At 57.7% G+C, this 14,090-nt stretch carries 12 protein-coding genes; 4 read left to right on the top strand and 8 right to left on the bottom strand.

Translation table 11 applies throughout. From position 1 onward, the window contains the following. Positions 1-455: 455 nt before the first annotated feature. The 7 genes from QMZ65_RS21525 to hutI form a co-directional block, all read right to left on the bottom strand. Positions 456-1,940, bottom strand: a complete 1,485-nt coding sequence (locus tag QMZ65_RS21525; protein WP_283216652.1) for an HAL/PAL/TAL family ammonia-lyase — start codon at positions 1,938-1,940, stop codon at positions 456-458. Continuing rightward, positions 1,937-2,737, bottom strand: a complete 801-nt coding sequence (locus QMZ65_RS21520) for an ABC transporter ATP-binding protein (RefSeq protein WP_034820922.1) — start codon at positions 2,735-2,737, stop codon at positions 1,937-1,939. Before QMZ65_RS21520 ends, QMZ65_RS21525 begins: the two co-directional genes overlap by 4 nt. A 1-nt stretch (position 2,738) precedes the next feature. Then, a complete protein-coding gene (locus tag QMZ65_RS21515; RefSeq protein ID WP_160834666.1) occupies positions 2,739-3,467 on the bottom strand; it encodes an ABC transporter permease in 729 nt (242 codons plus the stop codon). An 11-nt stretch (positions 3,468-3,478) separates the two neighbouring features. Further along, complete coding sequence (locus tag QMZ65_RS21510) at positions 3,479-4,198, bottom strand: ABC transporter permease (RefSeq protein ID WP_034820926.1); 720 nt, start codon at positions 4,196-4,198, stop codon at positions 3,479-3,481. Positions 4,199-4,210: 12 nt separating this feature from the next. Continuing rightward, positions 4,211-5,062, bottom strand: coding sequence for a transporter substrate-binding domain-containing protein (locus QMZ65_RS21505; RefSeq protein ID WP_034820928.1), 852 nt, complete (start codon positions 5,060-5,062; stop codon positions 4,211-4,213). Positions 5,063-5,484: 422 nt separating this feature from the next. Then, complete coding sequence (gene hutG / locus QMZ65_RS21500) at positions 5,485-6,276, bottom strand: N-formylglutamate deformylase (RefSeq protein ID WP_097117296.1); 792 nt, start codon at positions 6,274-6,276, stop codon at positions 5,485-5,487. Next, positions 6,273-7,490: an imidazolonepropionase gene (hutI, locus tag QMZ65_RS21495; RefSeq protein WP_211728141.1), complete on the bottom strand. Its 1,218-nt coding sequence runs from the start codon at positions 7,488-7,490 to the stop codon at positions 6,273-6,275. Before hutI ends, hutG begins: the two co-directional genes overlap by 4 nt. Before the next feature lie 85 nt (positions 7,491-7,575). On the opposite strand from hutI, the gene QMZ65_RS21490 reads away from it, so the two are divergent. Then, entirely contained in the window at positions 7,576-8,931 is a 1,356-nt protein-coding gene (locus tag QMZ65_RS21490; protein ID WP_283216651.1) for a formimidoylglutamate deiminase, read from the top strand. Beyond that, positions 8,928-9,467 (top strand): HutD/Ves family protein, encoded by a 540-nt coding sequence (locus QMZ65_RS21485; protein WP_283216650.1) that lies wholly within the window; start codon positions 8,928-8,930, stop codon positions 9,465-9,467. Before QMZ65_RS21490 ends, QMZ65_RS21485 begins: the two co-directional genes overlap by 4 nt. Here QMZ65_RS21485 and hutC read toward each other — a convergent pair. After that, positions 9,451-10,206 (bottom strand): histidine utilization transcriptional repressor HutC, encoded by a 756-nt coding sequence (gene hutC / locus QMZ65_RS21480; RefSeq protein WP_283216649.1) that lies wholly within the window; start codon positions 10,204-10,206, stop codon positions 9,451-9,453. The genes QMZ65_RS21485 and hutC overlap by 17 nt on opposite strands. 319 nt (positions 10,207-10,525) lie before the next feature. Here hutC and hutH point away from each other — a divergent pair, with 319 nt between their 5' ends. Together hutH and hutU are read left to right on the top strand one after the other, a co-directional pair. Further along, entirely contained in the window at positions 10,526-12,079 is a 1,554-nt protein-coding gene (gene hutH / locus QMZ65_RS21475) for a histidine ammonia-lyase (protein ID WP_283216648.1), read from the top strand. A 10-nt stretch (positions 12,080-12,089) separates the two neighbouring features. Next, a complete protein-coding gene (gene hutU, locus QMZ65_RS21470) occupies positions 12,090-13,775 on the top strand; it encodes a urocanate hydratase (protein WP_166933147.1) in 1,686 nt (561 codons plus the stop codon). Positions 13,776-14,090 lie beyond the last annotated feature (315 nt).

The following is a 14,090-nucleotide window of genomic DNA, read 5'->3' as shown; positions in this document are numbered from 1 at the left end:
GTAGCACCTCTGATGCTGCAAGGGCTATCCGCAGCGCTGAGGCTTTTACGTTGGGCCAGGAGATCCACGCAGGGATGACCCAAATTTTACAATCTGCTGATGAGCTCAAGTGAATGCTGTTGAAAGCGGCACAATATTTGAGGCCGTAGCACCTCTGATGCTGCAAGGGCCATCCGCAGCGCTGAGGCTTTTACGTTGGGCCAGGAGATCCACGCAGGGATGCGTGGATCAGTTCGGGGCCGACCAGGGATGGTCGATCCCCGAACGTTCCGTCGGCACGACGTGGAAGCCGAGGGCACCGCGCCAGCGGCGCGAGGACTGCCCGGCAGCAGCAGAGGTGCTACGGCCCGCACCCACACGCATTAAGCAGTTAAGCAGTTAAGCAGTTAAGCAGTTAAGCAGTTAAGCAGTTAAGCAGTTAAGCAGTTAAGCAGTTCGGCATCACTTATGAACACTCAGCAAACACCGTTCTTCATCACCTCAACCGCCCGGGCAATTTCCGGTGCCAGCCAGCGATCTTCCTGCCAGTTCGCCACCTCTGCCCGCAAACGGCGCAACGCCTGTTTCGTCCCTTCCGCCAACTCCGCCTCGCCATGGAAATCCAGCGCCTGCGCCGCCAGCAGGTACTCAATCGCCAGAATCTGCCACACATTCCCCACCAGCTTCAGCAGTTTCAATGCAGCTCCCGTACCTAAGCTAAGATGATCCTCCTGCAAACCCGAGGTCACGTAATTATCCAGCACCGCCGGTTGCGCCAACTGACGGTTCTCCGCACACAACGACGCCGCCACGTACTGCGCAATCATCATGCCGGAATTCACGCCCGGCTGCGCCACCAGGAACGCCGGTAAACCGCTGACCTGTGGATTCACTAAACGATCCAGACGTCGCTCCGCAATGCTGCCAACCTCCGCCATGGCAATGGCCAACACATCAGCCGCCATCGCCACCGATTCACCGTGCGGATTGGCCTGCGACACCACACGCCAGTTATCCACGTTGCCGAGTATCAACGGATTATCGGTACAGGCATTCAACTCGGTATTCACCTGTCGCGCCGCGTGATCAAACTGATCGCGGCTGGCACCGTGTACCTGTGGCATCGAACGCAAACTCAGTGCATCCTGGGTGCGCACACCCACGCTTTTAGCCAGCAGCGGGCTGTCGCTCAGCAACTGACGCAAACGCAGGCCACTCACTTGCATGCCAGGACTGGCTTTCAGCGCAATCACTTCGGCATCAAACGCCACTAACTGCCCGCGCAGCGCCTCAAAACTCATCGCGCCAGTCACGTCAGCCCAATCCAACAGCCGCGCCGCATCATCCAGCGCCAGACACGACAACCCGGTCATGCACGGCGTGCCGTTCACCAGGCTCAAACCCTCTTTCGCGCCAGGTCGATAAGGCGTTAATCCAGCCTGCGCCAGCGCTTGCTCTGCAGACACGATCTGTTGCTGATACTCAACATCGCCCATGCCAATTAGCGCGAGTCCGATATGCGCCATATGGCTGAGATAGCCCACTGAACCTTGCGACGGCACCTGCGGCGTAATCTGATGATTCAGCAGCGCCAGCAAATGCTGCACCAGTGCCACGGAGACGCCCGATTTGCCATGGCTATAGTTCGCAATCGCCGCACACAGAATGGCACGCACCTGTTCACGCGCCAGTAATGGGCCCACGCCACAAGCGTGACTCAATAGCGTATTACGTGACAACTGGCTGAGCTGCTCTTCCGGCAAAGTGATATTGCACAGCGCCCCCAGACCGGTATTGATGCCATAAGCGATATGCCCGCTGGCCACAATCTGCTCGACAATCTCACGCCCCTGAGCAATACGCTGCCAGGCGCTGGCGCTTAACGTCAGTTCGGCATTGTGCCGTGCCACCTGCACCACATCCTGCCAGGAAAGCGTTTCATCGCCCCACACTAATGTCATGCTGGTTGCTCCGTGTGATGGCTCTGATGGCTGGAGATAAACTGCTTAAAGCGCTGCGAGCCTTGTGCGCCAAACATCTCTTCCGGCGTCCCCTGACAATCAATGGTCCCCTGATGCATAAACACCACCCGGTTGGAAACGTTACGCGCAAAGCCCATTTCGTGCGTCACCACCAACATGGTGCGCCCCTCTTCCGCCAGGCTGCGCATTACTTTCAATACTTCGCCCACCAGCTCGGGATCAAGTGCTGAGGTTGGCTCATCAAACAGCATCACTTCCGGGTCCATCGCCAGCGCGCGGGCAATCGCCACACGCTGCTGCTGGCCGCCGGAAAGCTGTGCCGGATAAAAATCTTTGCGATTCAACAGGCCAACGCGATCCAGCAACTGCTCCGCCTGGGCAATGCAGCTTTTCTTATCGCGCTTCAGAACATAGTGCGGCCCTTCAATCACGTTTTGCAGCACCGTCATATGCGACCACAGGTTAAAACTCTGGAACACCATGCCCAGACGCGAACGCAGGCGCTCAATCTGTTTGGGATTGGCCGCCAGCTGATGACCACGCGCATGGCGCTTCATCTCAATGGTTTCACCACCGACGCTCACCACGCCAGCATCCGGCGTTTCCAGCAGGTTGATACAGCGCAATAAGGTACTTTTACCCGAGCCGCTGGCGCCGAGAATTGAGATAACATCGCCTTGATGCGCCTGCAGCGAAATGCCTTTCAGTACTTCCATTGCGCCAAAGGATTTATGGATATCGGTGGCGCTTAAGGTTACGGGGGATGTGGATTGCATATCACTCTCCGGCAAGCGGTTTAACGGCGGGTAACGGCTTTTTTTCAACGCGATGCACCGGGGTTAAACGGCGTTCTAACAACGCGTAAAGCTGGACGATAATAAAGTTGAGGATCAGATAAATGGCGGCGGCGCAGATAAACACTTCCATGGTGCGATAGGTACGCTGAATGATCTGCTGCGCCACACCAGTGACATCCCACACGGTGACCAGACTGGCCAGCGCCGTGGACTTCACCAGCAGGATCGCTTCGGTGGAATACGCGGGCAGTGCATAACGCAACATGATGGGTGCGATGATGCGGCGCAGCAGCAGCCAGCGAGACATGCCGCAAGCCAGCCCGGCTTCGACCTGTCCGGGTGGCACCGCCAGTAGGGCACCACGCAGGATTTCAGCGGTATAAGCCGCGGTGCACAGCGACAATGCCAATACCGCGCAGGTAAAGGGCTCGCGCAGGAACGGCCAGACAAAACTATGGCGGATCACGCCAAACTGCCCCAATCCGTAATAGATCAGGAACAGCTGGATCAGCAGCGGTGAGCCGCGAAACACCAGAATGTAGCCGCGCGCAAAGCCGCTCAGCACCCGCCAGCGGCTCATGCGCAGTGACAGAATGCCGATAGCGAAAATGCCACCGCAGAGAAAGGCACTGATAAACAGGCCGAGCGTCACCGGCAGCGCGGCGCTCAGCTTGAGAAAGGTATCGGTCAGAAAGGCGAAGTCAATCATACTGCTGCTCCTTAATGCTGTGCCGCAGTGCGACTTTGCCACGCGCGTCCAAGGCGAGACTCTGCCCGGCGGAACGCATGATTAGACAGCAGCGTCAGCACCAGATAGCAGCCACCGCCAATCAGATAGAAAGTGAAGTAATCGCGCGTGGATCCCGCCGCCACCTGGCTGGCGCGCATCAGCTCGACGATGCCGGTCACCGACACCAGCGCCGAATCTTTCAGGCTCATCTGCCAGACATTCGACATGCCCGGCAGCGCATAGCGCACAATCTGCGGCAGCAAAATGCGCTGGGCAATACGCCAGCGCGGCATGCCGATCGCGACTGCCGCTTCCACTTCACCTTTCGCCAGCGCCAGACGCGCCGCGCGATACACCTCACCTTGATAGGATCCAGAGATGAGCCCGATAGCCAGTGCACCAATCAGGAACGGCGGCGCTTCGATAAAACCATCTGCACCGAACATCTGTCCGACGAGGGTGATCAAGCCCGATCCGCCAAAATAGAACAGGTAGATCACCAGCAGTTCCGGGATGCCGCGAAACACCGTGGAATAGGCTTCACCCAACCAGCGAACCCAGCGCTGCGGCGACAGTTTCGCTGCCGCCACGCCGGAACCGACCACCGCGCCAATCATCAACGCCGCCAGTGACAGCAGCAGCGTGGTGAAGGCAGCCCCCAAAATCAGGCGGCCCCAGCCATCAGCACCAAAACTCAGCAGGCTCATCATCTTTCACCTCACTTACGGGGTTACGTCAGTTTTAAACCACTTCTCACTCAGCTTTTTCACGGTGCCATCGGCCAGCGCGGCCTTGATAGCCTCGTCGAGTTTGGCTTTCAGATCGTTGTCAGCCATGCGCACGCCCATCGCCTCGCCCTCACCCCAAATCGGGCCACCCAACTGCGGGCCACTGAAGGTCAGGTTGCTGTTCTCTTTGCGCGCCAGCATCGATTGCGCGAAGGTCACATCGTCGAATACTGCATCAATACGCCCCGCCTGAAGATCGAGAATCGCATCTGCTGAGGAAGTGTATTCGCGCACGTCGGCGACATCTTTGAAGTACTTATCAATAAAGGGCGTGTAAACCGTGCCGGACGCGATACCAATCGTTTTGCCTTTTAACGCCGCTTTCAGTGGCGCAATCGCGGTGTTGATCTCTTTCTCATCGTCATGCAGCTTGATGATGTTGTGATCGGCCGGCATCAGCGGACTGTCTTTGGTGGTGATAAAGGTGGCGGGAGTCGACGCGTAAGGCACGGTGAAATTGACCACTTTTTTGCGATCCGGCGTGATGACGATCGCATCCATGATCACGTCATATTTGCCAGCATTCAGTCCGGCGATCATGCCGTCCCAGTTTTGCACCACCAGCTTGCACTGGATGCCCATGCGCTTACACAAGTCTTCCATCAGTTCAGGTTCAAAGCCGCCTAACTTGCCGCCCGGCAGCGTCAGGTTCCAGGGTTCATAGCTGCCTTCGGTAGCGATGGTGATCGATTTCCACTCTTTGGCCTGTACAGCAACACCGCTGATCATCAGGCTGGCAAACAGGGTCGTGAGGCAAAAACGGCGAATCGGGGCACGGTGCGTCATGCGGCTTCTCCTGGTCATTAATCGAATTGGCTGTCTCTGTTAGCTGATACAGCGCAGATGACATTTCATGTATATACAAGTTAGCTTGCGGCAGATCATTGTCGGCATAAGCTTTTTGTGAGCCAGCCAGAATAAAAAGTGATAATTACCACGTGGTCTTTACTTGTACATACAACCTAGCAAGCAGTGTGCCAAATCGGCAGAGGCGGTGGAATCAGGGAATGGTCACGGCACGGACGTATTGATGCACATTTTTGGGGCGCGATTGCACTTTTATGGGGATAACGGAGTTTGAGAGGGAACGAGATGGGTCTGGTGCGTTGTCTGAGCCCGCACTTCCCTACCAATAAAAAAGGCAGCCACCTTTCAAAGGTGACTGCCTGGTAAAAAATTTGCCCTGGCGGGCATGACGACTCGGGCGATTAGAGAGGTTTTCCAGCCTGTAAATAAGCCTGCATCATCGGTTTTAACACTTTTTGCAGCTGTGACGCGCGATCCTGTTGCCAGGCAAACGGCGGGGTTTCATCCATGTAATTAAGCTGTGCCAGCTCGAGCTGTACGGCCTGTACGCCCTGCTGCGGCTGACCGTAAGCACGCGTGATATAACCACCTTTGAAACGGCCGTTAACCACCCAGCTGTAATCGCTTTGTGCGGCACAAACCTCTTTGATCGCTTCGATCACCGCCTCCGAGCAACTCTCACCGCTGTTGGTGCCAATGTTGATATCCGGCAACTGGCCGTCGAACAAGCGTGGAATCACCGAAGCAATTGAATGGGCGTCAAACAGCAACGCATAACCGTGTTCCGCTTTCAGTCGCGCCAGCTCTTGCTGGATCTGCTGGTGATAGGGCTGCCAGATATTATCGAGATAACCCTGTCGCGCGGCGGCGCTGGGGGTTTTACCCTCGGCGAAGGTCGGCGTGCCGTCAAACAGCGTCTCAGGATAGAGTCCGGTGGTAGCGGTGGTGTACAGCGGCTGGTTATCCGGCGGACGATTCAGGTCGATGACAAAACGTGAGTAGTGGCCAATCAGCACGCTGGCCCCTAAATCGCGCACAAAATCGTACAACAGCGGAATGTGCCAGTCGGTATCCGGCAGGCCGCGAGCCGCGTCGCTCAATCCTGCATCCACTTCAGGCGTTAACTGAGTACCCGCATGCGGGATGCTGACCAGCAGCGGCAGCTTACCGGCGGTGAAATGAAAAGGTGTCATTGCGCTTCTCCACGATAGATAACCTGGCACGGCAATTCGCCGCCCAACCAGTAAACCAGTTCTGCCGGACGCGCCAGCGGCCAGTGCACAAAGTTTGCCACCTTGCCGGCCTCAAGCGAACCGTGCGAATGCTGTAATCCCAGCGCTTTCGCGCCCCATAAGGTCACGCCCGCCAGCGCTTCTTCCGGCGTCATGCCAAACAGCGTACAGCCCATATTCAACATCAGACGCAGCGACAGCGCCGGGGAAGTCCCCGGATTGGCATCGCTGGCCAGCGCCATTGGCACGCCGTGTTTGCGGAACAGATCCACCGGCGGGCGTTGCGTCTCGCGCAGTAGATAGAACGCGCCCGGCAGCAACACCGCAACGGTGCCGTGCTGCGCCATCGCTTGCGCATCGGCTTCGGTGGCGTATTCAAGATGATCGGCTGACAAGGCGCCGTATTCAGCTGCCAGCGTGGCACCGCCCAGTGCAGAAAGCTGTTCAGCGTGCAGTTTAACCGGCATCCCCAGCGCTTTGGCTTGATCAAACACCGCGCTAACCTGCTCAGGGGAGAAGGCCAGATGTTCGCAGAAGGCATCGACGGCATCCGCCAGCCCTTCCGCCTTCACCTGTGGTAACAGGCGATTGCAGATGATATCGATCCAGCCTTGTGGATTTTCTTTAAACTCGGGGGGGAAGCCGTGCGCGGCCAGGCAGGTGGAGAGCACATCGGCGGGCACCGTTTCCGCCAATTCGCGGATGGCGCGCAGCATGGTTAGCTCGCTGGTTTCATCGAGGCCATAACCCGATTTAATCTCCACTGTAGTGACGCCTTCTGCCAGCAATCGATCCAGACGCCAGCGCGCGCTTGCCACCAACTCCTGCTGTGATGCCGCGCGCGTAGCACGCACCGTGGAGAGAATACCGCCGCCTTGCGCCGCGATCTCGGCATAGCTGACGCCGTTCAGACGCTGCTCGAACTCCTGGCTGCGATCGCCGCCAAACACCAGATGCGTATGGCAATCCACTAAACCTGGCGTGATGATGCCACCGTCAAATTGCTGCTGCGTACGCGGGGCAAAATCCGGCAGTTCACTGCGCGGTCCTACCCAAATCAGCTCGCCGTTATCCACCGCCAGTGCGCCGTCGGCAATCAGGTTATAGTGCCCGTCTCGCATGGTGACGATATCGGCCCCCAGCCACAGGCTGTCGATCTGCTTCGCTTCTGCCATCCCACTCCCCTTCACGTCTGACGATTTACAGTGCGTCTCAAAGTATGTATATGTATATACAACTTTCCGCCCTTAAGGATCAACCATGGCCGTTTTTTTTGCCCCACGCGCGCTGCTGGCCGACGGCTGGCATGAAGACGTATTGATTACCACTGACGCATCCGGACAGATTGCTGAACTTACCCCCAGCAGCACACCAGGCAGCGCCACTCGCCTTGCTGGCCCGGTGATCCCCGCTATCGCTAACCTGCATTCGCACGCCTTCCAGCGTGCCATGGCCGGGCTGGCGGAAGTGGCGGGCGATCCGCAAGACAGTTTCTGGACCTGGCGCGATCTGATGTACCGCATGGTGCAGCGCCTGTCGCCGGAGCAGGTCGGCGATATCGCCACCCATCTCTATATCGATATGCTGAAAGGCGGCTATAGCCAGGTGGCGGAATTCCACTACTTGCACCACGATGCGCAGGGCAAACCCTATGCCGATGACGCGATGCTGCTCAACCTGATTGCCGCCGCCGAGACGGCCGGGATCGGTCAGACGCTGCTGCCGGTGCTCTATAGCTACAGCGGATTTGGATCGCAACCGGCCAGCGACGGCCAGCGCCGTTTTATCCAGCAAACGGAGGCTTATCTGCAGCAACAGCAACGCGTTGCGCAATGGAGCGCCAATAAGCCGCTGCTTAATCATGGCATCTGTTTCCACTCGCTGCGCGCGGTGAGTGAAGCTCAGATGCGTGAAGTGCTGGCCGCTGGCGCTGCTGATGTGCCGGTACATATTCATGTGGCCGAGCAGGAAAAAGAGGTCAATGACAGCCTGGCGTGGAGCGGCGAGCGTCCGGTTGCCTGGCTGTATAATCGCTTCGAAGTAGATCAGCGCTGGTGCCTGATTCATGCCACCCATCTGGACGACAGCGAAATCCACCGCATGGCGGCCAGCGGTGCGATTGCCGGACTCTGTCCGACCACCGAAGCCAATCTCGGCGACGGCATCTTCCCGGCGGTAGAATATATTGCCCAGGGTGGACGCTGGGGCATTGGCTCGGACAGCCATGTATCGCTCAGCGCGCTGGAGGAGCTCCGCTGGCTGGAGTACGGTCAGCGCCTGCGCGATCGTCGTCGCAACCGAATCACCCTGCCCCATCAGCCTTCTGTGGGCGATCTGCTGTGGCAGCAGGCGGCACAAGGCGGTGCGCAGGCGTGCGCGATCAACACCGGTGAACTGGCGGTGGGCAAACGCGCCGACTGGCTGGTGCTGGAAAACGATGCCTTCCTGAGCAGCGTAAATTCAGCATCACTTCTTAACCGCTGGCTGTTTGGCGGTAGCCAGAGCCAGATCCGCGATGTGTTTGTTGCCGGTAATCAGGTGATCAGCGAAGGCCATCATCCCGCCGAAGAGGCCGCAGCCGCGCGCTTCGCCCAGGCCATGAGTGCACTGCAATGAGAACGTATTTCGACTACAGCCAGCTGCCCGTGAGCCGCTGGCGCAACGGCGGCGGCGAAACGCGTGAAATCGTCAGCTTTCCGCCCGGTGAGGCAGAGTTTGGCTGGCGCGCCAGTATTGCCACCATCGATGCTGACGGACCTTTCTCGCCGTTCCCCGGTATCGATCGTGTGATTACGCTGCTGAATGGCGATAGCGTGGTGCTGCGCAGCGAGAACGTCGAACACGCGTTGTTGCCGCGTCAGCCGTGGGCATTTCCCGGGGAATGGTCGATTGAGGCACAGATCAGCGGCAGCTGTCAGGATTTCAATATCATGACGCGCCGCGACAGCTGGCAGGCGCAGGTGGAGATCGTGCAACACGCCGCTACCAGCCAACACGGTGTCGCTTGGGTATTATCCGGCGAATGGCAGAGTACGGACGGCAAACGCGTCACGGTTAATCAGGGAATGTGGTGGCTGGATGAAGAGACGCAGCTGGCACCGCGAACCTCGGATGCCAGCCTGCTGTTTGTGGTGCTTAGCCGTGTCCTCTGAAACGCCCCAGTAACTTATAGCGCGAGCCTGGATAGAGCAGGCGCGCGTAAGTCACAATCTTGTTGTCGCTCCAGGTCTGACGACGAATCAACAAGCAGGGTTCGTGCTCATCCAGCGCCAGATGTTTACGCTGGCGCAAATCGGGCAGGACCGCTTCCACAATATGCTCACCGGCGGTCAACGGCGCCACACGCATCAAATAGGTGTAGGGCGTCAGTTGATGATAATCCTGACGGAGGTAATCCGGCGCCACCAGCGGGTTGACCAGACGATCTTCCAGTTGCACCGGCATATCGTTTTCGTAGTGCACAATCAACGAATGATACAGCGTCTGCCCGGTGGATAAGCCCAACACAGCGGCCTGCTCCGGATCGGCCTTCATCTGCCCAATCGACAAAATTTTGCAGCTATGGCGATGACCACGCTGGGCAATTTCATCGGCGATGTTATGCACTTCCAGCATCGCGGTGTAACCCTTCATCTCCGCGACAAAGGTGCCGACGCCTTGCATGCGTACCAAAAAACCTTCGCTGGTGAGTTCACGCAGCGCGCGGTTAATGGTCATGCGGCTCACGCCCAGCTCGTTAACCAGCTCACTTTCGGACGGTACGCGCTGATTCGCTTTCCAGTGACCTTCACGGATCTGGCTGACGATCGCCTGTTTCACGCGCTGATAAATCGGTGCTGGCTCATCGCCCATCGCTGCGGCCAGCTGCGCTATTGCCGTTTGCTCCGCCATATCCTGTTCCTTTTCCGAATAATGCCCAAAGTTTACTGTCTCAGCACGTAAATGTATATACATCCAATTGTGCAGACAGCCCGTTAACAGTGCAGCGTTCTCCCTGTTTCGGTGCAATGCGGCTGCGGCTGGATGACACATCCCGCATTGCGGCGCATTTCACAGAATCCAATCAATCTGGCACAGCCCTTGCTACTTGTATAGACAAGATTAGACACTTATGCTTCACTCAGCTCATTCAATGGTGCTACCCCATGCCACATCGCAAACCCAGGGCTTGCAGGTAGTACCCGATCACTTGTATAGACAGGAGTAGACTATGTCAGGTTCGGTTCAGGAAATTCGCCTCGTTCCCGGTGAAGTGGACCTCGCGACCTTGCGGGCGATTTATCAAAGCAAGGTGACGCTCACGTTAGCGGATGACGCTCGTGCGGCCATCGATCGCGCGAATGAAACCGTCGATGCCATCGTGGCATCAGGCAAAGTGGTGTACGGCATCAATACCGGCTTCGGCAAACTGGCTCAGACACAGATTCCTGCTGAGCGTCTGGCAGAGTTGCAGCGCAATCTGGTGCTGTCGCACAGCGTGGGTTTGGGCAACTTACTGCCCGATAACGTCACGCGCTTAGTGGTCGCCACCAAAATCATCAGCCTGGCACGCGGTCACTCCGGCGTACGTATCCAGTTAATCGAAGCGCTGCTGGCGCTGTTTAATGCCGGTGTGATGCCGTGCATCCCGGAAAAAGGTTCGGTTGGCGCATCCGGCGATTTAGCCCCGCTGGCCCATCTGTCACTGATGTTGCTGGGCGAAGGCCAGGTACGCGTTGACGGAGAACTGATTCCTGCCACCGAAGGGCTGGCACGCGTCGGCCTGCAGCCGATTGTGCTGGGACCGAAGGAGGGTCTGGCACTGCTGAATGGCACCCAGGTTTCCAACGCCCTGGCACTGCGTGGCCTGTTTGAAGCTGAGAACCTGTTCGCCGCAGGGCTGATGGCCGGCGCGCTGTCACTGGAAGCGATCAAAGGCTCGGTAAAACCTTTCGATGCACGTATTCATCAGGCGCGCGGTCAGCACGGGCAAATCGCGGTGGCCGCTGCCGTTTCTTCCTTACTGGAAGGCAGTGAAATCCTCAGCTCACATACCAATTGTGGTCGCGTGCAGGATCCCTACTCGATTCGCTGCGTTCCGCAGGTGATGGGCGCGTGTTTAGACAACCTCAGCCATGCGGCGCGTGTATTGCAAATCGAAGCCAACGCGGCCTCTGATAACCCGCTGGTGTTCAGTGAAAGCGGTGATGTGATTTCGGGCGGTAACTTCCACGCCGAACCTGTGGCATTTGCCGCCGATATCATCGCATTGGCGATTGCCGAAATCGGCGCCATTTCCGAGCGCCGTATGGCGCTGCTGCTGGATACTGGTCTCTCTGGCTTGCCGCCATTCCTGGTGCGCGATGGCGGAGTCAACTCTGGCTTTATGATTGCCCAGGTCACCGCTGCCGCACTGGCTTCTGAAAACAAATCGCTGGCGCATCCGGGTAGCGTGGATAGCCTGCCGACCTCTGCGAACCAGGAAGATCACGTGTCGATGGCCACCTACGCCGCGCGTCGCCTCGGTGATATGTGCTTTAACACCGCTGCCGTGGTCGGCATTGAAGCCATGGCTGCGGCGCAAGGCATCGACTTCCATCGTCCACTGCAAAGCTCGACTGCGCTGGAACAAGAGATGAGTCGCATCCGCGAGAACGTTGCCTTCCTTGATCAAGACCGTTTAATGGCGCCGGATATCGAATCCATGCGTCTGTGGGCCAGCAGTCACGCCTGGCCTGAATCTTTGACTGCGCTGCTGCCAAGCCAGCGTTCACCTTCCCTTTAAGGAATTGATGATGAGCGAAACTTTATCTCAGGCTGTTGCCCGTGAAATCCGTGCGCCGCGCGGTAACGAACTGCATTGTGCGAACTGGTTGATTGAAGCGGCTTACCGCATGATCCAGAACAACCTCGATCCTGATGTGGCCGAGCGCCCTGAAGATCTGGTGGTATACGGCGGCATCGGTAAAGCCGCGCGTAACTGGGAGTGCTTTGAGCAGATTCTGCGTTCACTGCGTGCGTTGCAGCCTGAAGAAACCCTGCTGATCCAGTCTGGTAAACCAGTGGGCGTGTTCCGTACTCATGCCGATGCACCTCGCGTGCTGCTGGCTAACTCTAACCTGGTGCCACACTGGGCTAACTGGGATCATTTCCACGAGCTGGATAAAGCCGGCCTGATGATGTACGGCCAGATGACCGCCGGTTCCTGGATCTACATCGGTGCACAGGGCATCGTGCAGGGCACCTTTGAGACCTTCGCCGAAGCCGGTCGCCAGCATTATGACAGCGATCTGAGCGGTCGCTGGATCCTGACAGCAGGCCTGGGCGGCATGGGCGGCGCACAACCGCTGGCGGGCGTACTGGCCGGTGCCAGCGTGCTGGCGATTGAATGCCAGGAATCCCGCATCGATTTCCGTCTGCGCACCCGTTACGTTGACCATAAAGCGTATACCTTAGACGAAGCGCTGGATCTGATTGAGAAAGCCACCAAAGCGAAGCAGGCAATTTCCGTTGGCCTGCTGGGCAACGCCGCTGAAATCGTGCCGGAGCTGGTGAAGCGCGCCAAAGCGGGTGGCATGAAGCCGGATATCGTCACCGATCAGACTTCTGCACACGATCCAATCAATGGCTATCTGCCAGTGGGTTGGGATCTGGATCGCTGGCAGGCCGAGCGCGTCAGCAATCCTAAAGCGGTCGAAAAAGCCGCCCGCGCGTCAATGGCGGTGCATGTGCAGGCCATGCTCGACTTCCATCATATGGGCGTGCCGACCGTGGATTACGGTAACAACATCCGTCAGGTAGCGTTGGATGAAGGCGTGAAAAACGCCTTTGATTTCCCAGGCTTCGTACCCGCCTATATTCGCCCGCTGTTCTGCGAAGGCAAAGGTCCGTTCCGCTGGGTGGCGCTGTCAGGCGATCCAGAGGATATCTACAAAACCGATGCCAAGCTGAAGGAGCTGTTCCCGGAGCACAAGAACCTGCACCGCTGGCTCGACATGGCGCAGGAACGTATTGCCTTCCAGGGACTGCCAGCGCGCATCTGCTGGCTGGGACTGGGCGAGCGCCATAAAGCCGCACTGGCATTCAACGAAATGGTGCGCAACGGTGAACTGAAAGCGCCTATCGTCATCGGCCGCGATCATCTCGACTGTGGTTCCGTCGCCTCACCAAACCGTGAAACTGAAGCGATGAAAGACGGTTCGGATGCCGTCTCCGACTGGCCGCTGCTGAATGCCCTGCTAAACACCGCAGGCGGCGCGACCTGGGTTAGCCTGCATCACGGCGGCGGCGTTGGCATGGGCTTCTCGCAGCACTCCGGCGTGGTGATTGTCTGTGACGGCACCGCCGAAGCCGACGCACGCCTTGGCCGTGTGCTGTGGAATGACCCGGCAACCGGCGTGATGCGTCACGCGGATGCGGGCTATGAACTGGCGCAGAACTGCGCGAAAGAACATGGCTTGAACCTGCCGATGCAAAAGTAATTTGTCGTGATAACTGAAGTCGCCCTTAACCGGGCGACCTTAGTTCAGCCGCCAAATTTCCTCGTTACTCTCTACTCTCTACTCTCAACCCGCAACCCTCAAATCCTCAAATCCTCAAATCCTCAAATCCTTAAATCCTTAAATCCTTAAATCCTTAAATCCTTAAATGCAACATGCTGCATGCTGCATGCTGCATGCTGCATGCTGCCGGGTATATTCCATTCCGCTATACCCTATAGCCAAATTATTCCTTTCCACGATAGACGCCGCCCTGCGCTTACCACTACAGTGGAGACATCACGTTACGTGTCAGAG

It is taken from the genome of Pantoea sp. EABMAA-21, assembly GCF_030053335.1.
Classification (GTDB): domain Bacteria; phylum Pseudomonadota; class Gammaproteobacteria; order Enterobacterales; family Enterobacteriaceae; genus Pantoea; species Pantoea communis.
The sequence above is the reverse complement of the archived record's forward strand: the minus strand, read 5'-3'. Positions and strand labels throughout refer to the sequence as shown.

Bases quoted from the DNA above. Each gene is read 5' to 3' on its own strand.
- QMZ65_RS21525 (WP_283216652.1), bottom strand. From the start codon at position 1,940: ATGACATTAGTGTGGGGCGATGAAACGCTTTCCTGGCAGGATGTGGTG.
- QMZ65_RS21520 (WP_034820922.1), bottom strand. From the start codon at position 2,737: ATGCAATCCACATCCCCCGTAACCTTAAGCGCCACCGATATCCATAAA.
- QMZ65_RS21515 (WP_160834666.1), bottom strand. From the start codon at position 3,467: ATGATTGACTTCGCCTTTCTGACCGATACCTTTCTCAAGCTGAGCGCC.
- QMZ65_RS21510 (WP_034820926.1), bottom strand. From the start codon at position 4,198: ATGATGAGCCTGCTGAGTTTTGGTGCTGATGGCTGGGGCCGCCTGATT.
- QMZ65_RS21505 (WP_034820928.1), bottom strand. From the start codon at position 5,062: ATGACGCACCGTGCCCCGATTCGCCGTTTTTGCCTCACGACCCTGTTT.
- hutG (WP_097117296.1), bottom strand. From the start codon at position 6,276: ATGACACCTTTTCATTTCACCGCCGGTAAGCTGCCGCTGCTGGTCAGC.
- hutI (WP_211728141.1), bottom strand. From the start codon at position 7,490: ATGGCAGAAGCGAAGCAGATCGACAGCCTGTGGCTGGGGGCCGATATC.
- QMZ65_RS21490 (WP_283216651.1), top strand. From the start codon at position 7,576: ATGGCCGTTTTTTTTGCCCCACGCGCGCTGCTGGCCGACGGCTGGCAT.
- QMZ65_RS21485 (WP_283216650.1), top strand. From the start codon at position 8,928: ATGAGAACGTATTTCGACTACAGCCAGCTGCCCGTGAGCCGCTGGCGC.
- hutC (WP_283216649.1), bottom strand. From the start codon at position 10,206: ATGGCGGAGCAAACGGCAATAGCGCAGCTGGCCGCAGCGATGGGCGAT.
- hutH (WP_283216648.1), top strand. From the start codon at position 10,526: ATGTCAGGTTCGGTTCAGGAAATTCGCCTCGTTCCCGGTGAAGTGGAC.
- hutU (WP_166933147.1), top strand. From the start codon at position 12,090: ATGAGCGAAACTTTATCTCAGGCTGTTGCCCGTGAAATCCGTGCGCCG.